Below are 19,168 nucleotides of genomic sequence, written 5' to 3' on the forward strand. Positions count from 1 at the left end.
GGGAGGGTTGGCGTTGCCAGCCCTCTCTTCTGGAGGGAACCCATGCCATTCAAGGTCAAGATTTACCTCTTGCTGCTACTGGCCATTCTGGTCACCATCGGCACCGCCGGGCTCAGCGTGAATCACTTCATCAGTGGTTACATTCGTACTCAGGCCACCCACAACATCACCGAGCAGATCACTCTGGTCAAAGAGAAGCTGGCCAGCGACATCAATCAGAAAATCCTGCTGGCCGCCAACCTCAACTTCGGGGTGACCAACGTCAAGAAAACTCTGCAAGAGACCGGCTTTCACAACATCGTCAAGGTGATCGGCGACATGGCCTTCGACGTGAACGGGGTCATCAACGACAGCGCCAAAGTCGATGCCCTGCGCAAGCTGATCCCCGCCGCCAACAACCAGATCACCGTCAGCCCGCTGCAACAGGTGGATGGCAAGCCGGTCATCACCATACTGGTGCCACGCGGTGCCGATTCGGCCTATCTCTACTACCTCGACATGAGCGAGTTCAAAAGCCTGCTGGAGAAGATGAGTGGCGATGGCCGCTACTTCTCGCTGGCCGACGGCCGGGGCAACAGCCTCTATAACAGCAAGCCGCAAGGGGAGAGTGAAGCGCGCCCCAACCAGCTGGATATTCGTGGCAGCAGCTGGACGCTGACCGGCTACATCGACCTCGATTACATCCGTGCCATGACCCGGGCCCTCAACGGCCAGATCATCATGGCACTGTGCGGCGTGGCGATCGTGGTGATGGTGCTGGCGATGCTGGCGCTCAATGTGGCCTATCGCCCCATCCTCTCGCTGCGGGATCTGGTGCTGGAGCTCTCCCGCGGCAGCGGCGATCTCACCCGCCGACTGGCGGTGACCAGCAAGGATGACCTGGGCCAGATCTCGGCTGGGATCAACCGCTTTATCGAGCGGCTGCAGGAGATGATGGGGGAGGTGCGGCAGGCGAGCGGCCAGCTCAACAGCGGCATCGAGGGGCTGGCCAACCAGACCGGCGCCGCCCAGTCCCTGCTGGCGGACCATGTACGCGAGACCGAGCAGGTGGTGACCGCCATCAACGAGATGAGCCGCACCGCGGTCTCCGTCTCCGAGAGTGCGGCCAGCACCGCCCAGCTCACCGGCCAGAGCCAGCAACTGGCGAGCCAGTCCCGTCAGGTGGTAGATCAGGCAATGGCCAGCGTGATGGCGCTGGTGGACGAAGTGGAAGCCACTGCCCGCTCCATTGAAGCGATGCAACAGGATGTGCAGCAGATTGGCTCAGTGCTCGGGGTGATCGGCAGCATTGCCGAACAGACCAACCTGCTGGCCCTCAACGCCGCCATCGAGGCGGCCCGCGCTGGTGAACAGGGGCGTGGCTTTGCGGTGGTGGCAGACGAAGTGCGTTCCCTCGCGGCCCGCACCCAGCAGAGCACAGCCGAGATCCAGACCATGCTGGCCAGTCTGCAGCGGGGCACCCGCACCGTGGTGGATGCCATGGGCAACACCAAGCAGAGCTGTCAGGGGGCGGCCGAGAACACCACCAGGGTCAACGAGTCGCTGGATCTGATGGCAGGGGAAGTAGTGGAGATCAACGATCTCATCAGCCATATCGCCACGGCGGCGGAGCAGCAGAGCGCGGTGGCCGAAGAGATCAACCGCAACATGAGTGCCATCGCCGAAGTGATCCGCCAGCTGACCCACAATAGCGAAGCGACGGTCGCCAGCTCCGTGGCGATGCAGCAGACCTACGACCGGCTGCGGGAGATCGTGGGTCACTTCCGGCTGGAGTGAGGCCGGTGTTCAGTCAATAACAAAACAGGGCCATCCGGCCCTGTTGTTGTTTTCTTGTCTGCCTGAATCAACCGGCCTTGCGGCGCAGATAGACCCCGGCTTCCATGTGATGGGTCCAGGGGAACTGGTCGAACAGGGCGAAACGGGCGATTTCGTGGGTTTCGCCCAGCACGGCCATGTTGGCCTGCAGGGTATCTGGGTTGCAGGAGATGTAGAGGATGTTGTCGTACTCCTGCACCAGCTTGACGGTGGCATCGTCCAGACCTGCGCGGGGTGGGTCAACGAAGATGGTGTTGCACTGGTAGCTCTTGAGATCGACCCCCTTGAGGCGGTTGAACTCCCGCTCGCCACGCATCGCCATGGTGAACTCTTCGGCCGACATCCGAAGGATGATCAGGTTGTCGACGCCGTTGGCGGCGATGTTGAACTGGGCGGAGTCGACGCTCGGCTTGGCGATCTCGGTGGCCAGCACCTTGCGGAAGTTCTGCGCCAGCGCGATGGAGAAGTTGCCGTTGCCGCAATAGAGCTCCAGCAGGTCCCCTTCGCTCCCCTTGGTCACATCCAGCGCCCAGGCCAGCATTTGTTCGTTGATGGCGGCGTTGGGCTGGGTGAAGCTGTTCTCCACCTGTTTGTAGGTGAGCTGGCGACCCGCCACGTTGAGCTGTTCGATGACGAAGTCATCCCCCAGACAGATCTTCTGCTTGTGGGCGCGGCCAATCAGTTGCAGCTCGAACCCCTTGGCGCGCAGATCGGCCTGCAGCGCTTCGGCGGCCTGTTGCCACTCTGCTTCCAGCTTGCGGTGATAGAGCAGGCTGACGATGATCTGGCCGGACTGGGTGGAGAGGTAGTCGATCTGGAACAGCTTGCGGCGCAGCACCGGGTGTGGGCGCAGCCCCTCCAGCAGCAGCGGCATCAACTGGTTGATGAGGCGGCTGGCGGTAGGGAAGTGGTCTATCTTGATGATCTCTTTGGTCGCCGGGGCATACATGCAGTGGAAGAGGTCATCCCCTTCGTGCCAGATGCGAAATTCGGCGCGCATCCGGTAGTACTCCGCCGGTGAGCTGTGCACTTCCAGCGCCGGGAGGGTGAAGCCGGCAAACAGCTCGGTGAGGCGAGCGCGCTTTTCGTCGAGTTGGGCCTGATAGTCGGCCGCGGTTCTAGGCGCCGGAGCGTTCGCGGAAGGCTGTTGGGACTGGGTCATAAATACCTCACATGCACACCGGCCGGGCCGGGTCGAAATCGGGGGAAGGCAACAGGCCACCCAAAGGGGCCCGATTTTAAAAGCCAGCGGCAGATTGTCCAGCATTTTGTGGTCAAGAAGTGTTCAGTCAGGCCGATAGCTGATCTACAGGCATGGTGGGAGGACACATTATGCAGATCGAAGGCGTGGGCGCAGCCCAACCCAAGGGAGTGGGTGTTTCTCCCAAATCGCCCCAACAGGCGGAGCAGAAACAGGTCAAGAGCGAGGAGGCTGTCTCCTTGCACAAGCCGCCCAAGTGGGCGCAGGTGCTGATCCAGCAGGCATTACAGTTCTCGCTGGAGATCAACGGCCAGGGTTATCAGGCGCCGAAGGTGAAAGAGCCCGAAGAGATCACCCCTGAGACCCTGTTTGACTTCCAGTCGGTGGCGGACAACGTGCTGCAGTTCGTGACCGGACGGCTCGGTGCCGCGCGGGCCGATGGCAAGTCTGACGACGACCTGACCGGGATGATGGAGCAGGCCCGCAAGGGGGTCGACAATGGCTTTGGCGAGGCGAAGAAGCAGCTCGGCAAGTGGGCGACTGACAATGACGATATCAAAACCGGTATCGATCAGAGCTACAAGCTGATCCAGAAAGGGCTCGAGGAGTTCGAGAAGGAGTTCTTCGGCAAGGTCTCTCCGACCGACATGGGGCAGGCCGAGATGGCCAGCCGCCAGCAGGGTTATCTGGAGATCCAGACCAAGGATGGCGACAAGGTGGTGCTGCGCTTCAACGACAGCTGGCAGACCAAGTCCCAGAGCAGCGAGAGCGGCAGCCAGTTCAGCCTCAAGTCGAGCCAGAGCTTCAGCTTCTCGCTTGAAGGGGAGCTCAGCAGCGACGAGATGGAGTCCATCGGCAAGCTGGTCAAAGGGATCGATGAGCTGGCGGGGAACTTCTTCTCCGGCAACTTCGAGGATCTGCTGGACAAGGCGGGCGAGCTGAAACTGGATGACAGCCAGCTGGCCTCCTACTCTCTCAAGCTCAAGCAGAGCGTCAAGCTGAGCCAGACCTATCAGGGGGCGCACTCCCTGCAGGATCTGATCAAGCCGTTTGCCGACTATCTGCCGAAGCTGGATCAGGTGCAGAAACAGGCGGATAGCCTGCTGCCACCATCCCAGCAACAGGCGCTGACCCCGGCCGTGTTGGCGGCGGGAGGGGAAGGGGAACCTGCACAGGTCGATCGCTTCACCAGCTTCAACCAGCGGATGCTGGAGGCGCTACGGATGATCAACCAGTTCCAGCCGTCTACCGAGCCCACCAGTAAGAACGCCTGAACCACAGCGCGTTACGCAAGTAATGACCTGCCGTTTGCCAGCCCTTCCCGGGGCTGGCAAACTGGCCTTTTCTCCAATCCGGTTGCCCCATGAACCCCAAGAAGCCAAGAGACAAGCGCGAGCTCTGCTACCCCTTTATCTTCGAAACCTCGCTCAAATGTGATTTTGAAATCGCCACCGACGAGCTCTGCTGTCAGGTCGGGGCCGTGCTGTCACACCTTGCGCCGGATGCCGATACCGAGCCCATGCTGGCGGATCTCGCGGCGTTGCAGCGACTTATCTACAACCTAAACGGCTCGGTACGCGGCAAGCTGGGGATCTTCGATGCAGACCTTGAGTGGCTCAAGGCCCGTTACGACCACTACAACGAGGCGAGTCGCGGCAGCGTCACCGGTTTCGTGCTGCCGCAGGGGCCGCAGCCCATTCCCACCCTCCATCTGTGCCGCTGTGGCAGCAAGAAGGTGGTGCGGCTGCTGGTCCGGTTGGAAGAGAGCGGGGTGGCCTTCGATCCCATTCTCTATCGCTTCGCCAACCTGCTGGCCAACTTCTTCTTCGTGCTCACCGTCTACCTCAAGCAGCGCTGGCAGGTGCCGGAAGTGCCCTACGTCAGCATCAATTACTGATGGCGGCAGGCAAAGATCCAAACGTCATGGTGGATTGAATGGAATAAAAAACCGGAGCCTTGGGCTCCGGTTTTGTTTTTCAGCATGTCAGTTGCCCACTCAGCTGGAGATCAGCACCCGGGCCGAGTTGGCGGGGATGGTGAGCTGCACCTCGCCCTGCACCACTTCGAACTTCTCGCCGTTGAAGGCGTCGGTGAAGCGGCTGGCGGGGCTGGCGGTCTGCCACAGAGGCAGGCTGATGGTGCGCGGCTCGCTCGGATGGCGGTTGCAGGCCACCACCACCTGATCGCTTTGCAGGGTACGGGCGAACACATAGCTGTGGGGCCCGGCGTAGAGGGTCTGGATATCGCCACGGCGCAGCGAGGGGCGCTGGCGGCGGATCTGGATCAGCCGGCGATAGTGGTCGTGCAGCACGTGATCCCAGTCTGTGGTATCCCACGGGAAGCAGCGGCGGCAGTCCGGGTCGTTGCCGCCGGAGAGTCCCACTTCATCGCCGTAGTAGATAGACGGCACACCGATATAGGTGAGCAGCAGGGTGGCGGCCAGCTGCATCCGCTGTTTGTCCTCGCCCAGCAGATGGAGGAAACGGGCGGTATCGTGGCTGTCCAGCAGGTTGAACTGGGCCAGCTGGTTCTTGAACGGGATATGGGCCCGCGCCAGCTTGAGCCAGCGATCCAGCTCTTCGGCGCTGATCTTGATGGGGTGGTAGGCGATATCCTTGCCAGCCAGGAAGGCGCGGATCGGGTGGGCGAAGCCGTAGTAGTTCATGGCGCCATCCTCCTGATCCCCTTGCAGCCACTGGCTCGCTTCGAAGAAGTGTTCGCCGAGCACATAGGCGTCCGGGTTCTCCTGCTTCACCGCGCCGCGAATGGCGCGCACATGGCTGCGGTTGCCCTCGGCGGTGCCGCGCTCCCCCAGCATGTGGATGACGTCGAAGCGCCAGCCATCGATCTGGTAGGGTGCGCGCATCCAGTAACGGAGGATGGCGTCGTCGGCCCGATAGACGGCGTCTTGCACCTTCTCGCAGGAGAAGTCGAGCTTGGGCAGGCTGCGAATGCCCTTCCAGCTGACATAATCCCCTTCTTTGTCAAAGGTGTAGAAGCTGCGCCACGGGGAGTCCGGGTTGCTCTGGGCTCCCAGTGGCGGGCAGAACCAGGGGTGCTCGGTAGAGGTGTGGTTGACCACTGCATCGAGGATGATCTTCATGCCGCGCTGGTGCAGGTTGCGGGTCAGCTCGGCGAACTGCTCGTTGCTGCCGAGGTGGGCATCCACCTTGAAGTAGTCCTGAGTGTCGTACTTGTGGTTGCTCGGCGAATCGAAGATGGGGTTGAGGTAGAGCGCCGTCACCCCGAGAGATTGCAGGTAGTGGAGCTTGGCATCGATCCCCGCCAGATCGCCACCGTAAAATTCGCAGGCGCCGTGGCCCTCTTCGTGGCGACTGACCGGCTCGCCCCACGCCTTGCTGATCACCGCTTTGCCGCGATATTCGTACTCGTGATGCTTGACGCTCAGCGACGGATCGCCGTTGCAGAAACGGTCGGGGAAGATCTGGTAGAACACCTGATCCTGCACCCAGGCCGGTGGCTGGTGCAGGCTGTTGAAGCGAAAATGCTGTTCCCGTGGCGGCATGGACGCGCTGACGCCCGCACCGTGCAGCCACCACTGCTCCTCGTCGGTGAGGCACTTGAAGCTGTAGAGGTGGATATCCTGTCCCTTGATGAGCGGCAGGGTCGCCTGCCACACCTGCAGCCGATCGCGGGTGGAGACCGCTGTCATCGGGATCAGGTACTCCTCGTTATCCGGCTCGTGGCGCAGCCACACCTCGCGGATCGGCGCATCCAGCTCGCTAAAGAGGGTCAATTGCAGTGCGTCGGCGCTCTCTTTGAACCAGGGCGCCACCTGGGGATGAAACAGAAACGGATGGGTCATGATGCTTATTGAGTCAGAAGATCGGCGAGGGCATTACCCTGTTCATGCAGTGTTTCGAGCTGGCCTGCCAGCGACTTGGGATCCAGTCCCAACTGGTCGGCGAGCGGTTTGGGGAAGCGGGCGATGATGGCCTGGGCAGGCACGCCCGCGTTCCAGGCGAAGGAGATAAACACGGCGAGGCGGATCAGCACCGCCTCCTTGCTGACCGGATCGTGGGAGAGCGGGTCAAGCTGCTGGGAGATGGCATCGACGAAGGCCTCAGAGAGGTTCCAGCGCCGCGCCAGCTCGGCACCGAGCTGGGCATAGTCGTAGCCCAGCATCTCCCGCTGGGCCTCGACCCGGCTGCTGCCGTTCTGGATCGCCATGTTGATGAGCTCGGCCTCCTCCGGCAAGGTGCTCTGGATAAGCAGTTCGCCGATGTTGTGGATCAACGCGCAGGTGAAGGCGGTCTCGGGATCCATCACCTTGGCCTCCTGGGCCAGGGTTCGGGCTATGGTGGCGACCTGGAAGGTCTCGGTCCAGAACTTGTTCTTGTCGAAGCTGGGCGGGGCCTTGAAGGTGCCGATGATGCCGGAGGCGACCACCACGGAGCGCAGCCGGTTGAAGCCGAGCCGGATCACCGCCTGTTCGATGGAGGTCACTTCGTTGCCCCGGCGCAGGGCGGCCGAGTTGGCCATCCGCAGCACCTTGACGCTGATCACCTGATCCATGGCGATCTTGGCCGCAATCTCGTCGATGCGGGCATTCTCGTCGTTGAAGCTCTGCATCAACTCGTGCAGCAGCTTGGGAATAGTGGGGAGTTGTTTGATCTTGTCAAACAGGCGATCCATCGACATGGCTGAGGCAGCCTCCGTTGCGAACTCTGCCTCATATTGTGCCACAGCCGGACAACATGTTCCTGTTTGTGATGCGGCTTTGTGAGCGCTAGAACACCCAGTCGCGCAAGGTGTATTCCAAACGGTGCTGTTTGCCCTGCAGGATCAGGTTCTGGCTGGTGCCGCTCAGGGTCGCACCCTCGGTCAGGGTGGTCAGTACGGCCTGTTCTATGGTGTCGAGCGGCGGCATGCAGGCCATTTCGGTGCTGCCCAGACTGGTGACCCACAGTTTGTCATCTTCCAGATGGCCCTGACCGAAGTAGCGGTTGCAACCGGCGATGCCGTTGACGGTGAAGTGCTCGCCGATCTCGAAATCGGGGGGATTGTCGCGGGGGGCCTCGATCGGTTCGCCATCCAGTTTGCTCAGTACCCAGTGGTGGTGTTGCAGATCTTGCTGAACAAAAGCGGTCGAGCTGCAGCCAGCGAGCAGTAACAGGGGGATCAGCAAAAAGGGCAATCTGGGCATGAGGGGGCTCCGGTTGGGGGAGCGTCAAGAATACCCTTTTTGGGCTGTCGGGAGCAGGGCGGGAGAGGGGACGACCGACCGCTTCTGTCGCCCCTTGTCCCGCACGACTGTCGCTTAATGGCAACACCCGGGTGATGTTGCCATCGATTAACGCGGCCTCAGGGCTCAGTTGGCGAACAGCCGCTCGGCATAACGGGCAAGACCCGCGGCCACCGAGCCGAAGTCATCGCCACCCTCGAGCGGGATGGACGGGAGCTTCTGGCGGATAAAGCTGGCGATCAGCGGCGAGCGGGCGCTACCGCCGGTGACGAAGATGCGATCCGGCTGCACACCGGCAGCGGCAATCGCTTCGTCCATCAGCTCGCCAATTTTTTCCAGCAGCAGGGCCGAGGCGTTGGCCAGCTGTTCGCGGGTCAGCTCCGCTTCCAGCCCTTTTTCCAGCTCGGCCAGCGACTGGCGATTGAGTTCCTGCTCCGATAGGGCGATCTTGCCCTGCTCGGCGCGCCACACCAGCTGGTGGCTCAGCTTGTGGGCCCGCAGGCTGGCCAGACGCCCCAACTTGCTGCCGGGTTGGCTGTCGAGCTGCAGATCCTGCAGCTGGCGGGCGGTGTCGAGGCTGTAGAAGCGGCTCTGGGCGCTGACGTCGTTGATGGCAGCCGCATCCCAGAACAGCGGGTGGGGCAGCGGCTTGCCGGTCTTGAGGGTCTCGTGCATGCCGAGCAGCGGCATCATCCCCTCCACCGTCAGGCGGATGTCGAAGTCGTTGCCACCGATCCGCTGGCCGCTGTGGCCGAGCAGATCGCCGCTGCGATCCAGCTGATCGCGGTAGCTGGGACCCATCCGCAGCATGGAGCAGTCGGTGGTACCGCCGCCGATATCCACCACCAGTACCACGGCGTCTTCGGTGAGGCGCGCCTCGAATTCAAACCCGGCGGCCACCGGTTCATAGAGGAACTCCACCTGCTCGAAACCGGCCAGACGGGCCGCCTCGGTCAGGATGGCGATAGCTTGCTGGTTGCTCTCTTCCCCCGCCAGACCCTGGAAGTTGACCGGTCGACCGATCACCGCCTGGCGGATCGGGGCACCGAGCTGCTGCTCCGCCTGCTGGCGGACATGGAGCATCATGGCGCAGACGATATCTTCAAACAGGGCGATCTGGGGAGCCTTGAGGCCATAGGCACCGAGGAAGGATTTCGGTGACTTGATGTAGTAGCCGTCGTCCGGCTCTTCCAGATAGCGCTCCAGTGCAGCGCCGCCAAAGCTCAGCTCGTCGATCAGTCCCTCTTCGCGCATCTGGCGGCGAACCATCTGGGCGCGGGTGACCACGGGGCCACGCAGCTTGAGGTACTCCGCCTGCTGGGCGGGGGCCAGCCCTTCGGCCAGCAGACCGGCGATAGCATCCCGGTGGGGGGCATGCAGGGTGGAGGGGAGATAGCGGGATGCACCAAGATTCAGCAGCCTGGGGCTACCTTGTTCCATCACGGCCACGGCACAGTTGGAGGTGCCGTAATCAAATCCGATAAACATGGGCGCCAGACTCCTGAATAAAAAAGGGGGGCTAGCCTACCCGAAGGCGCCGGGTCTCACAACCCGGCGCGTGACGAAGAGAGGGCGAGCCCTTATTCCACTTCGTTGTCGCAGCGGCCCTGGCTCTCGATGGCGCGGATATTGCCGAGGGTGGTATCGGCGATGGCGTGCAGTGCCTCGCGGGTCAGGAACGCCTGATGGCCGGTGAACAGCACGTTGTGGCAGGCAGACAGGCGGCGGAACACGTCATCGGTGATCACCTCGTTGGACTTGTCGGAGAAGAAGAGATCCTCTTCCTCTTCGTAGACATCCAGCCCCAGTGCGCCGATACGGGAGGTCTTGAGTGCCTCGATGGCGGCGTTGGAGTCGAGCAGGCCGCCACGACTGGTGTTGATGATCATCACCCCGTCCTTCATCTTGGCAAATGCCTCCTTGTTCAACAGGTGGTAGTTCTCTTTGAACAGCGGGCAGTGCAGGCTGATGATGTCGGATTGGCGGAACAGAGTATCGAGATCCACGTACTCGGCTCCCAGCTCGATAGCTGCCGGATTCTGGTAAGGATCGTTGACCAGCAGGCGAACCCCGAACCCCTTGAGGATGCGCAGGGCGGCCAGACCGATCTTGCCGGTGCCGATGACGCCAACGGTCTTGCCATGCATGTTGAAGCCGACCAGCCCTTCCAGCGAGAAGTTGGCGTCGCGGGTGCGCTGATAAGCCTTATGGATGCGGCGGTTGAGGCACATCATCATGCCGACGGCGTGTTCTGCAGTCGCCTCGGGGGAGTAGGCGGGCACCCGCACCACTTTCAGCCCCAGCTCTTTGGCGGCGGCCAGATCCACGTTGTTGTAACCGGCGCAGCGCAGGGCAATCACCTGGGTACCGTTGGCGGCCAATTCGGTCAATACCTCGCGGTCAGCATCGTCATTGACGAACAGACACACCACAGGGAAGCCGTGAGCCAGTCGGGCCGTTTTGGCCTCCAGCCGCACATCGAAAAACTCCAGGTCGAAGCCGTACTGGCTGTTGGCCTGGTTGAAATGCTCTTTGTCATAGCTCTTGGTACTGAATACGGCGACTTTCATGGTATTTGCTCCGCAGCGTGTGTGTCGTCAAATTACAACAAAATGGGTCAGCTATCACCGGACAAACCGGCTGGTTATTGTCCCCACGGCATAATGGGAACGGCGCTGACTGCACTCTTGTACGAACCATCCACCAGTTTGGTGCTGTAGGTCAGGTAAACCAGTGCATTGCGTTTCTTGTCGTAAAAACGCACCACTTTCTGCTCCTTGAACACCAGCGAGGTGCTGACATCGAACACCTCTTCCCCCGCTTTCAGCTTTTCGGGCAGGGCGATGGGGCCGATCTGGTGGCACGACAGGGAGGCGTGGGAGGGATCTTCCGCCAGTCCCAGCCCGCCTTTTACACCACCGGTCTTTGGGCGCGCCAGATAGCAGGCGACGCCGTCGATGCGCGGGTCGTCGAACGCCTCCACCAGGATCTTGTGGTTGGGGCCAAACAGCTTGAAGGCGGTGCTCACTTCACCGACGGTATCAGCCTTGTCGGCCAGCGCCGGGCCGGCAAACAGGGCCCCCAGTAGCAGGGGCAGGGCGCGGCGCAGGGCGTTATGTCGCGTGTGGTTATGTGTCATGGTCTCTCCTGTTGGCCCGGCATTCCTCAATAGGGAATGCCCAGGCGACGATAGAGGCTGGCAAGCACCCAGGCGGGGCCTATCAGCAGAAATTGCAGGTCGGCGAGGAAGGAGGGGCGCTTGCCCTCGATCTTGTGGCCGACAAACTGGGCTATCCAGAGCAGCACGAACGCTGCCACCGAGGGCCACAGCAGCGGCCCCTGCCACTGGTGGCAGAAGGCCAGCCCGAGCGCGGTCAGTCCGGCCATCCCCGCGAACAGCGAAAACGACAGCTGCAAATAGAACAGCAGCACCGGAATGGCTGCCACTGCCGCCCAGTTGAGGGGCTCTGGCAAGGGCCCGTGTGGCAGACACCAGAGCAGCGCCAGCGAGCAGAGATAGATGCCCGGCACCGCCAGTTTGTGGATGGCGACGTTTGTCGGATGGCGATGGCTCTGGCCGTACTGCGCAAACCACTCCTGGATTCCCTTCATGGCACCTCCCTGGCGCACTGTGTTCTCGCTGCCTGACCTTCGTGGTCAGGCGCTCGCGATGCTTATCCCTGCGGTGGATACTCCCAATATTGGGCCGGAATGGATTTTAGCAACGGGGTCATATCCGGATTGGGCAGGGCGATGGTGACCCGCTGATCGAGGTTGGCGCTGGCGAGCGCTTCGCGGATCTTGGGGTTGTCATTGAAGAACTTCATAAAGCTGCCATCGGCATAGGCCCGCTCCAGCCCGGTCTGAATCGCCTTGGCCAGCTTGGGGTATTCGGGGCTGACGAAGAAGAACTGGGCGAAGGGGTAGCGGATCAGCAGATGCTGCTCGATAGCGAGGTTGGGATACTGCGCCACCAGCTCGCTGCGCTCGGCGAAGATCTCCACCAGGGCGCGAGGGAAGAAGTCGATCTTGTCGCCGTCGTTGATAAGGCGAAACAGGCTGCTGTATCGGCCGGAGAAGGTCGGGATGCCCGCATTTTCCAGAATTTTGTTATCGGCCCAACCGACCCCTTGCGCCGCCTTCAGCTGTTTGAGGTCGGCCAGGGTATTGATCTGGTTGAACTTCTCCTGAGCATCCGCGTGGATGAAGGACAGCCGCAATCCTTCCAGCCCGCGAAACAGCGGAATGGGGACGGCAATCAGGGAGGATTCGAGTACGCTGGATGTGCCCATCCAGAAGACGTTGATGGTCTTGCCCTTGCTCAGCTGCTGCTGGAGGGTGAACTGGTTGAGGTCGAGTTCGACAGGCTGGATGCGAAAGGGTTGCCCGGAGCGGGTCAGGGCCAGTTCCAGCAGCTTGTACTGGTACTCCTGGTCAAGATTGTTGACGGGACGGCTGGGGACCTTGACCGTCAGAACCTGTGCTTGTGCCAGCAGTGGCAGGCACAAACACAGCTTGATGAGCCATTTCACTCTCTGTTCTCCTGTAGATTCCGGAAGGTGTCCGGAGTCTAACAGAACTTGTCACCATCTTGCTGCGAGGCGTTGTGCAAGGTTTGAGCGCGGGGCCCTGTCTTGCTGGCGTCTGTTGCACCAGAATGGTGACGGTTCTTCGAAGAATCAGGCGACGCGACGGAACACGTGGGTATCGTTAAATTCCTTGGTGCTCTGGCATTCGACGCAGAAACGGGATTCCGGACGGGCATGCAGCCGCTTGAGGGAGATCTCGTCACCGCAAGATTCGCAGTAACCAAAATCCCCTTCGCTGATGCGCTTCAATGCGCCCCGCAGCTTGCGCAGGTGCAGCTTGTCGTGCTCGATGCGGTTCAGCTCCAGACGGCGGGCTTCCTCGATACTGGCACGGTCAATTTCATCAGCCATCTCGTTGGTGTCGGTGGCGATGGCCTGGCTGGCCTGGGAGTTCAGGCGCTCTTCGAGCTCGACGATCTGTCGCTCGATCTGCCCCTTGTAAAAGGCCAGTTGGTCTTCAGTCATGAAATCACACATACGATTAACTACCAGTCAGTTTACTAACCCAATTATCCCTGTTTATGGGGGCTGTCTGCCTACAGACCAAGCCCTTGTATCCCGATTTGCACCTGTTTCATGCAAGAGAGTGCAAATCAGGGCGGGCCTTGTACCAAAAAAATGCAGCCAAGCAAAGCAAATAGGATAAGGATTGTGCGCCCTTGCAAAAAAATGGTCCGTTCCTGCGGGGGATTGGTCGGGATCTGGCGCCTGCTTCACCCTCTGTTGGCATCGCCTTTGCAACGATGAGAAGGGTGGGCTTCGTACGGATTTGAGTGTTTAGTATTTGGTGCCGCCTTGGTCATTATATACGCCGTTATTTATAGTTTTTTAAACACGCCCGCTTGACATTGCCCTTGATGGCGGGCTTTTATGGTGATGTTGATTACAATTTTATAACAAGGGTGTTCCATATATTAGACACCCTTGCCAATGGCAACCGTAAAGTCGGGGTTTAACATGGACAGTATCAAAGGCTGGATGGAGAGCAATCGCATCACGGAAGTGGAGTGCCTGTTCCCGGATTTCACCGGCAACGCCCGGGGCAAGATCATCCCAGCCAACAAGTTTTTGCGCGAAGGGGGCATGCGTCTGCCCGAGGTGATTTTCACCCAGACGGTGACCGGCGAATATCCGGATGACGACAGCATGATCGACCCGCTGGAGCGGGACATGCAGCTCTATCCCGACCCCAACACCATCCGTTTTGTCCCCTGGGCGCTGGAGCCCACTGCACAGGTGATCCACGACTGTTTCGACGTCAACGGCAAGCTGATCGACATAGCGCCGCGCTCCGTGCTGCGTCGGGTTCTGTCATTTTACGAGAAGCAGGGCTGGAAGCCGGTGGTGGCGCCCGAGCTGGAATTCTATCTGGTCACCCGCAACGAAGACCCCGACTATCCGCTGGTGCCGCCGGTCGGTCGCAACGGCCGCCCTGAGACCGCCCGCCAGTCGTTCAGTATCGATGCAGTCAACGAGTTCGACCCCATCTTTGAAGACATGTATGACTACTGTGAGGCGCAGGAGCTGGAGGTGGACACCCTGATCCACGAGTCGGGCGCCGCCCAGATGGAGATCAACTTCCTGCATGGTGATGCCATCGATCTGGCGGATCAGGTGTTCCTGTTCAAGCGCACCATGCGTGAGGCCGCTCACCGCCACGGTATCTATGCCACCTTTATGGCCAAGCCGATGAGCGACGAACCGGGGTCGGCCATGCACATCCACCAGAGTTTGGAAGATGTGAACGGCCACAACCTGTTCGGTACCCCGAATGGCGGCAACAGCGAACAGTTCATGCACTTCATCGCCGGTCTGCAGAAATACACCCCGGCGGTGACCGCCCTGCTGGCCCCCAACGTCAACTCCTACCGCCGCCTCACCTTTGGCGAGAGCGCGCCGCGCAACGTCCAGTGGGGGGTTGAGAACCGCACCTGCGGCCTGCGGGTGCCCTTCTCCGACCCGAGCGCGCGGCGGGTGGAGAACCGCTTCGCCGGTGCCGATGCCAACCCCTATCTGGCGCTGGCCGCCACTCTGGCTTGTGGCTATCTCGGCATGATGGAGAAGCTGGAGCCGCTGCCGGAGATGAAGTCGAGCGCCTATGACCTGCCCTACAGCCTGCCCCGCTCGCTGGAGGAGGCACTCAGCCATCTCGAACAGTGCGAGCCCATCAAGGAGATGCTGGGGGAGCGCTTCACCCGCGCCTTCGTCGCGGTTAAACGCAAAGAGTACGAAACCTACTTCGGGGTGATCAGTCGCTGGGAGCGGGAGTTCTTGCTGCTGAACGTTTGATCCCCCTGTAACGGGGAGGTCGGAGTCGGCCTCCCCGATCCCTGTATCGAACAGACCGGAACGTGAGTCAGGTGGCGGCAGCCACCTGTGAGTGGTTGTGGCCGAAAGAGCGCTGCCACCTGGATTGATTAACGACTGAATCTTGCCAAATCGAAGGCGCAGGGGAGTAGCGAATGCAGCAGACACGCCGTGAGTGACTGTGGCTGCGAACGTGCCGACTCACCTGACTATTTGACGACTGAATCTTGCTAAATCGAAGGAACCGAGGAGCAACAAATGCAGCAGACAACCCGTGAGTGGCAACAACTGGATGCCAGCCACCACCTGCACCCCTTTACCGATTTTCAGGCCCTGAACAAGAAGGGTTCGCGCATCATTACCAACGCCAGCGGTGTCTATCTGGAAGACTCCGAGGGCAAACGCATTCTCGACGGCATGGCGGGCCTGTGGTGCGTCAATATGGGCTATGGCCGCCAGGAGCTGGTGGATGCCGCTACCCGCCAGATGCAGCAGTTGCCTTACTACAACCTCTTCTTCCAGACCGCTCACCCGCCGGTGATCGAGCTGGCTACCCTGCTGGCCGAGGTGACACCAGCCCACCTCAACCACGTCTTCTTCACCGGCTCCGGCTCCGAGTGCAACGATACCGTGCTGCGGATGGTGCGCCATTACTGGGCCAGCAAGGGTCAGCCTGACAAACAGGTGATCATCAGTCGCCATAACGCCTATCACGGCTCCACCGTGGCGGGGGCGAGTCTGGGCGGTATGAAGGGGATGCATGCCCAGGGTGGTCTGCCCATTCCCGGCATAGTGCACATCGATCAGCCCTACCACTTCGGTGAGGGGCAGGGGATGAGTGCCCACGAGTTCGGGCTGGAGCGGGCCCGTCAGCTGGAGCAGAAGATTCTGGAGCTGGGGGTGGACAAGGTGGCTGCCTTTATCGGCGAGCCGATCCAGGGGGCGGGCGGCGTCATCATTCCGCCCGACAGCTACTGGCCGGAGATCCAGCGCATCTGCGATCAATACGGCATCCTGCTCATCGCCGACGAGGTGATCTGCGGCTTTGGCCGTACCGGCCACTGGTTTGCCAGCGAAGGGTTTGGCATCAAGCCGGACCTGATGTGTCTGGCCAAGGGGATCACCTCCGGTTATCTGCCGCTCGGCGCAGTGATGGTGAGTGACCGGGTTGCCAAGGGGCTGGTGGAGGAGGGGGGCGAGTTCAACCACGGCTTCACCTACTCGGGTCATCCGGTCTCTTGCGCCGTGGCGGTGGCCAATATCCAGCTTATGCAGAAAGAGAGCATAGTTAAGCGAGTGCATGATACTATCGGCCCCTATTTGCAGCGCCGCTGGGCGGAGCTGGCCGATCATCCGCTGGTGGGAGAAACCCGAGGCAAAGGATTGGTCGCCGCGCTGGAAATCGTTGAGGACAAGCAGACCAACCGGCGTTTCCCGGCTCAGGCAAATGCGGGGATGACTTGCCGGGAGTTCTGCTTTAACAATGGCTTGGTGATGAGGGCGGTAGGCGATACCATGATCATATCGCCCCCCTTGGTCATCACCGAGGAACAGGTTGATGAATTGGTCGATCTGGCCAGGCGTAGTCTGGATCTGACAGCCGCAAAGCTGAAGGGTTGAGGCGGGTCGGGCAGGTTGGCATGCGCATACAATTTGCTTAGGAGACAAGGATGATGTCTTTCAAAACAGGAGTGATCGCTGCCTCTGTGGCTCTGGTCATGGCAAGTGCCGGAGCAATGGCTGAAGAGAAGGTGCTGCACGTCTACAACTGGAGCGACTACATAGCACCGGATACCCTGGATAACTTCCAGAAGGAGACGGGGATCAAGGTGGTCTATGACGTGTTCGACAGTAACGAGGTGCTGGAAGCCAAGTTGCTGGCGGGTAGTTCTGGCTACGACATCGTGGTGCCATCCAACCCCTTCCTGGCCAAGCAGATCAAGGCGGGCGTGTTCCAGAAACTGGACAAGTCCAAGCTCTCCAACTGGCAAAACATGGATGTCGACCTGCTCAAGGCGCTCGAGCCGAGCGATCCGGGCAACCAGTACTCCATCCCCTATTTGTGGGGCACCATCGGCTATGCCTACAACGCCGAGAAGGTGAAAGCCGTGCTGGGGGCCGATGCCCCGGTCAACTCCTGGGATCTGGTGTTCAAGCCGGAGAACATGGCCAAGTTGAAAGAGTGTGGCGTCTCCTTCCTCGATTCACCGACCGAAATGCTGCCGGCTGCCCTGCAATATCTGGGCTTCAAACCGGATAGCCAGAAACCGGCCGAGCTGAAGAAGGCTGAGGAGCTGTTCCTCTCCATCCGTCCCTATACCGCCTATTTCCACTCCTCCAAGTACATCTCGGATCTGGCCAACGGCAACCTTTGCGTAGCGGTCGGTTACTCTGGTGACTTGCAGCAGTCCAAGGCGCGGGCAGCCGAGGCCAAGAATGGCGTCGCGCTCACCTACACCATTCCGAAAGAGGGGGCAGGCAGCTTCTTTGACATGATCGCCATTCCGGCGGATGCCAAGAACGTCGAGGCGGCCCACACCTTCATCAACTACCTGATGAAGCCCGAGGTGATCGCCAACATCACCAACGTGGTGCAGTTCCCGAACGGCAACAAGGCGGCGACCCCGCTGGTGGATGAGGCGATCCGCACCGATCCGGGTATCTACCCCGATGCGGCGACCCTGCAGAAGATCTACACCTTCCCGGATCTGCCGGCCAAGGTGCAGCGTCTGATGACCCGCAGCTGGACCAAGATCAAGTCCGGCAAGTAAGTAACGAATGCCCCTCCCGGTCCGCAGTTCGGCCGGGAGGGTAGTGATGCCATCCATCCGGATGGGCCGCGCGAATGGATGCGCAGACGGTCAACCACTGAAACAGGAGAACTGACACCGTGAATACAACCAGATTGCTAACCATAGCGCTGACCATGGGATTGGCGAATGTGGCCCAGGCTGCCCCTGTGCTGCACTTCTACAACTGGTCTGACTATATCGGTGAGACCACCCTCAGCGATTTCCAGCAGGCGACCGGGATCAAGACCGTTTATGACGTGTTTGACTCCAACGAGACCCTGGAAGGCAAGTTGCTGACGGGGCGGACCGGTTACGATCTGGTGGTGCCCTCCAATAATTTCCTGGCCAAGCAGATCAAGGCGGGAGCCTTCCAGAAGCTGGATAAATCCCTGCTGCCCAATCTGGCCAACCTGGATCCCGTGCTGCTCAAGCAGCTCGACAAGGTGGATCCGGGTCATCAGTACGCGGTGCCCTATCTGTGGGGGACCAACGGCATTGGCTACAACGTCGACAAAATCAAGGCGGTGCTGGGGGTCGACAAGATTGACTCCTGGGCCACCATCTTCGAACCGGAAAACATGGCGAAACTCTCTCGCTGCGGCGTCGCCTTCCTCGACTCTGCCGACGAGATGATCCCTGCTGCCCTCAACTACCTCGGGCTCGATCCCAACAGTCATGCGACGGGGGATATCAAGCAGGCCGAGGCGCTGCTGCTCAAGGTGCGGCCCTATGTGGCCTACTTCCACTCCTCCAAATACATCGGCGATCTCGCCAATGGCGACATCTGCGTGGCGGCCGGTTTTTCCGGCGACATCCTGCAAGCCGCTGCCCGCGCCGATGAAGCTGGCAAGGGGGTGAAAATTGCCTACAGCATTCCGAAAGAGGGGGGCAATCTCTGGTTCGACATGATGGCGATCCCGTCCGATGCCACCAATGTCAAAGAGGCGCACGCCCTCATCAACTACGTCCTGCAGCCCGAAGTGATCGCCAAGGTCAGCGACTATGTGGGCTACGCGAATCCCAACTCAAGGGCGGGCGAGTTTATGGATGAGGCGGTGCGCAACAATGAGGAGGTTTATCCCCCTCAGGCCGTGCTGGAGCGACTCTATGTGCAGGAAGCACATCCCCGCTCGGTACAGCGTCTAATCACCCGGAGTTGGACCAAGATCAAGTCCGGTACCTAACCTTGGTGCCCGTTCGGGGGCGCCAAATCGCTTTTATGGATCGGCCGCAAGGCCGGTATCACGTTGGGGAGTTT

The 19,168-nt window shown here is 60.6% G+C and carries 17 protein-coding genes; 7 read left to right on the plus strand and 10 right to left on the minus strand.

Annotated elements, in window-relative coordinates:
• Nucleotides 1-42: 42 nt before the first annotated feature.
• A complete protein-coding gene (locus tag I6L49_RS16550) occupies nucleotides 43-1,776 on the plus strand; it encodes a methyl-accepting chemotaxis protein (protein WP_216949960.1) in 1,734 nt (577 codons plus the stop codon).
• A gap of 67 nt (nucleotides 1,777-1,843) precedes the next feature.
• Here I6L49_RS16550 and trmA read toward each other — a convergent pair whose 3' ends face one another.
• Nucleotides 1,844-2,977: a tRNA (uridine(54)-C5)-methyltransferase TrmA gene (trmA, locus tag I6L49_RS16555; RefSeq protein WP_216949961.1), complete on the minus strand. Its 1,134-nt coding sequence runs from the start codon at nucleotides 2,975-2,977 to the stop codon at nucleotides 1,844-1,846.
• A 170-nt stretch (nucleotides 2,978-3,147) separates the two neighbouring features.
• On the opposite strand from trmA, the gene I6L49_RS16560 reads away from it, so the two are divergent.
• Entirely contained in the window at nucleotides 3,148-4,290 is a 1,143-nt protein-coding gene (locus I6L49_RS16560; protein WP_216949962.1) for a DUF5610 domain-containing protein, read from the plus strand.
• An 89-nt stretch (nucleotides 4,291-4,379) separates the two neighbouring features.
• A complete protein-coding gene (locus I6L49_RS16565; protein ID WP_043821496.1) occupies nucleotides 4,380-4,913 on the plus strand; it encodes an ATP--cob(I)alamin adenosyltransferase in 534 nt (177 codons plus the stop codon).
• A 99-nt stretch (nucleotides 4,914-5,012) separates the two neighbouring features.
• Here I6L49_RS16565 and malZ read toward each other — a convergent pair whose 3' ends face one another.
• From malZ to I6L49_RS16610, 9 genes are all read right to left on the minus strand, one after another.
• Nucleotides 5,013-6,842 (minus strand): maltodextrin glucosidase, encoded by a 1,830-nt coding sequence (gene malZ, locus I6L49_RS16570; protein ID WP_005355500.1) that lies wholly within the window; start codon nucleotides 6,840-6,842, stop codon nucleotides 5,013-5,015.
• Nucleotides 6,843-6,847: 5 nt separating this feature from the next.
• A complete protein-coding gene (locus tag I6L49_RS16575; protein ID WP_075116200.1) occupies nucleotides 6,848-7,678 on the minus strand; it encodes an HDOD domain-containing protein in 831 nt (276 codons plus the stop codon).
• Between the two features lie 88 nt (nucleotides 7,679-7,766).
• Nucleotides 7,767-8,183, minus strand: coding sequence for an META domain-containing protein (locus I6L49_RS16580; RefSeq protein ID WP_107683310.1), 417 nt, complete (start codon nucleotides 8,181-8,183; stop codon nucleotides 7,767-7,769).
• A 165-nt stretch (nucleotides 8,184-8,348) separates the two neighbouring features.
• Nucleotides 8,349-9,710 (minus strand): molecular chaperone, encoded by a 1,362-nt coding sequence (gene yegD, locus I6L49_RS16585; RefSeq protein WP_064339148.1) that lies wholly within the window; start codon nucleotides 9,708-9,710, stop codon nucleotides 8,349-8,351.
• Between the two features lie 92 nt (nucleotides 9,711-9,802).
• On the minus strand, nucleotides 9,803-10,792 hold the full coding sequence (locus I6L49_RS16590; protein WP_005340720.1) for a 2-hydroxyacid dehydrogenase: 990 nt from the start codon (nucleotides 10,790-10,792) through the stop codon (nucleotides 9,803-9,805).
• Between the two features lie 74 nt (nucleotides 10,793-10,866).
• The gene (locus I6L49_RS16595) at nucleotides 10,867-11,361 is read right to left on the minus strand and encodes a CreA family protein (protein WP_216949963.1); all 495 of its coding nucleotides are present in this window, start codon (nucleotides 11,359-11,361) and stop codon (nucleotides 10,867-10,869) included.
• A 26-nt stretch (nucleotides 11,362-11,387) separates the two neighbouring features.
• Nucleotides 11,388-11,834 carry a DUF962 domain-containing protein gene (locus I6L49_RS16600; RefSeq protein WP_216949964.1) on the minus strand — a complete coding sequence of 149 codons (447 nt, stop codon included), beginning with the start codon at nucleotides 11,832-11,834 and terminating at the stop codon, nucleotides 11,388-11,390.
• Between the two features lie 62 nt (nucleotides 11,835-11,896).
• Nucleotides 11,897-12,754 carry a hypothetical protein gene (locus tag I6L49_RS16605; protein ID WP_216949965.1) on the minus strand — a complete coding sequence of 286 codons (858 nt, stop codon included), beginning with the start codon at nucleotides 12,752-12,754 and terminating at the stop codon, nucleotides 11,897-11,899.
• A 147-nt stretch (nucleotides 12,755-12,901) separates the two neighbouring features.
• Complete coding sequence (locus I6L49_RS16610; RefSeq protein ID WP_005356952.1) at nucleotides 12,902-13,288, minus strand: TraR/DksA C4-type zinc finger protein; 387 nt, start codon at nucleotides 13,286-13,288, stop codon at nucleotides 12,902-12,904.
• A gap of 480 nt (nucleotides 13,289-13,768) precedes the next feature.
• On the opposite strand from I6L49_RS16610, the gene I6L49_RS16615 reads away from it, so the two are divergent.
• The 4 genes from I6L49_RS16615 (at nucleotide 13,769) to I6L49_RS16630 (ending at nucleotide 19,094) form a co-directional block, all read left to right on the plus strand.
• Nucleotides 13,769-15,100: a glutamine synthetase family protein gene (locus I6L49_RS16615; protein WP_013723370.1), complete on the plus strand. Its 1,332-nt coding sequence runs from the start codon at nucleotides 13,769-13,771 to the stop codon at nucleotides 15,098-15,100.
• 276 nt (nucleotides 15,101-15,376) lie between these two features.
• Nucleotides 15,377-16,738, plus strand: coding sequence for an aspartate aminotransferase family protein (locus I6L49_RS16620; protein WP_216949966.1), 1,362 nt, complete (start codon nucleotides 15,377-15,379; stop codon nucleotides 16,736-16,738).
• A gap of 53 nt (nucleotides 16,739-16,791) precedes the next feature.
• Nucleotides 16,792-17,889, plus strand: a complete 1,098-nt coding sequence (locus tag I6L49_RS16625; RefSeq protein ID WP_005340709.1) for an extracellular solute-binding protein — start codon at nucleotides 16,792-16,794, stop codon at nucleotides 17,887-17,889.
• 119 nt (nucleotides 17,890-18,008) lie between these two features.
• Entirely contained in the window at nucleotides 18,009-19,094 is a 1,086-nt protein-coding gene (locus I6L49_RS16630) for a polyamine ABC transporter substrate-binding protein (RefSeq protein ID WP_005355476.1), read from the plus strand.
• Nucleotides 19,095-19,168 lie beyond the last annotated feature (74 nt).

Origin of the sequence: Aeromonas sp. FDAARGOS 1419, assembly GCF_019047045.1 — a bacterium.
Classification (GTDB): Bacteria; Pseudomonadota; Gammaproteobacteria; order Enterobacterales; family Aeromonadaceae; genus Aeromonas; species Aeromonas veronii.

What these genes read in the sequence shown, in the direction of transcription:
- I6L49_RS16550 (WP_216949960.1), top strand. Translation starts at nt 43, where the DNA reads ATGCCATTCAAGGTCAAGATTTACCTCTTGCTGCTACTGGCCATTCTG.
- trmA (WP_216949961.1), bottom strand. Translation starts at nt 2,977, where the DNA reads ATGACCCAGTCCCAACAGCCTTCCGCGAACGCTCCGGCGCCTAGAACC.
- I6L49_RS16560 (WP_216949962.1), top strand. Translation starts at nt 3,148, where the DNA reads ATGCAGATCGAAGGCGTGGGCGCAGCCCAACCCAAGGGAGTGGGTGTT.
- I6L49_RS16565 (WP_043821496.1), top strand. Translation starts at nt 4,380, where the DNA reads ATGAACCCCAAGAAGCCAAGAGACAAGCGCGAGCTCTGCTACCCCTTT.
- malZ (WP_005355500.1), bottom strand. Translation starts at nt 6,842, where the DNA reads ATGACCCATCCGTTTCTGTTTCATCCCCAGGTGGCGCCCTGGTTCAAA.
- I6L49_RS16575 (WP_075116200.1), bottom strand. Translation starts at nt 7,678, where the DNA reads ATGTCGATGGATCGCCTGTTTGACAAGATCAAACAACTCCCCACTATT.
- I6L49_RS16580 (WP_107683310.1), bottom strand. Translation starts at nt 8,183, where the DNA reads ATGCCCAGATTGCCCTTTTTGCTGATCCCCCTGTTACTGCTCGCTGGC.
- yegD (WP_064339148.1), bottom strand. Translation starts at nt 9,710, where the DNA reads ATGTTTATCGGATTTGATTACGGCACCTCCAACTGTGCCGTGGCCGTG.
- I6L49_RS16590 (WP_005340720.1), bottom strand. Translation starts at nt 10,792, where the DNA reads ATGAAAGTCGCCGTATTCAGTACCAAGAGCTATGACAAAGAGCATTTC.
- I6L49_RS16595 (WP_216949963.1), bottom strand. Translation starts at nt 11,361, where the DNA reads ATGACACATAACCACACGCGACATAACGCCCTGCGCCGCGCCCTGCCC.
- I6L49_RS16600 (WP_216949964.1), bottom strand. Translation starts at nt 11,834, where the DNA reads ATGAAGGGAATCCAGGAGTGGTTTGCGCAGTACGGCCAGAGCCATCGC.
- I6L49_RS16610 (WP_005356952.1), bottom strand. Translation starts at nt 13,288, where the DNA reads ATGTGTGATTTCATGACTGAAGACCAACTGGCCTTTTACAAGGGGCAG.
- I6L49_RS16615 (WP_013723370.1), top strand. Translation starts at nt 13,769, where the DNA reads ATGGACAGTATCAAAGGCTGGATGGAGAGCAATCGCATCACGGAAGTG.
- I6L49_RS16620 (WP_216949966.1), top strand. Translation starts at nt 15,377, where the DNA reads ATGCAGCAGACAACCCGTGAGTGGCAACAACTGGATGCCAGCCACCAC.
- I6L49_RS16625 (WP_005340709.1), top strand. Translation starts at nt 16,792, where the DNA reads ATGTCTTTCAAAACAGGAGTGATCGCTGCCTCTGTGGCTCTGGTCATG.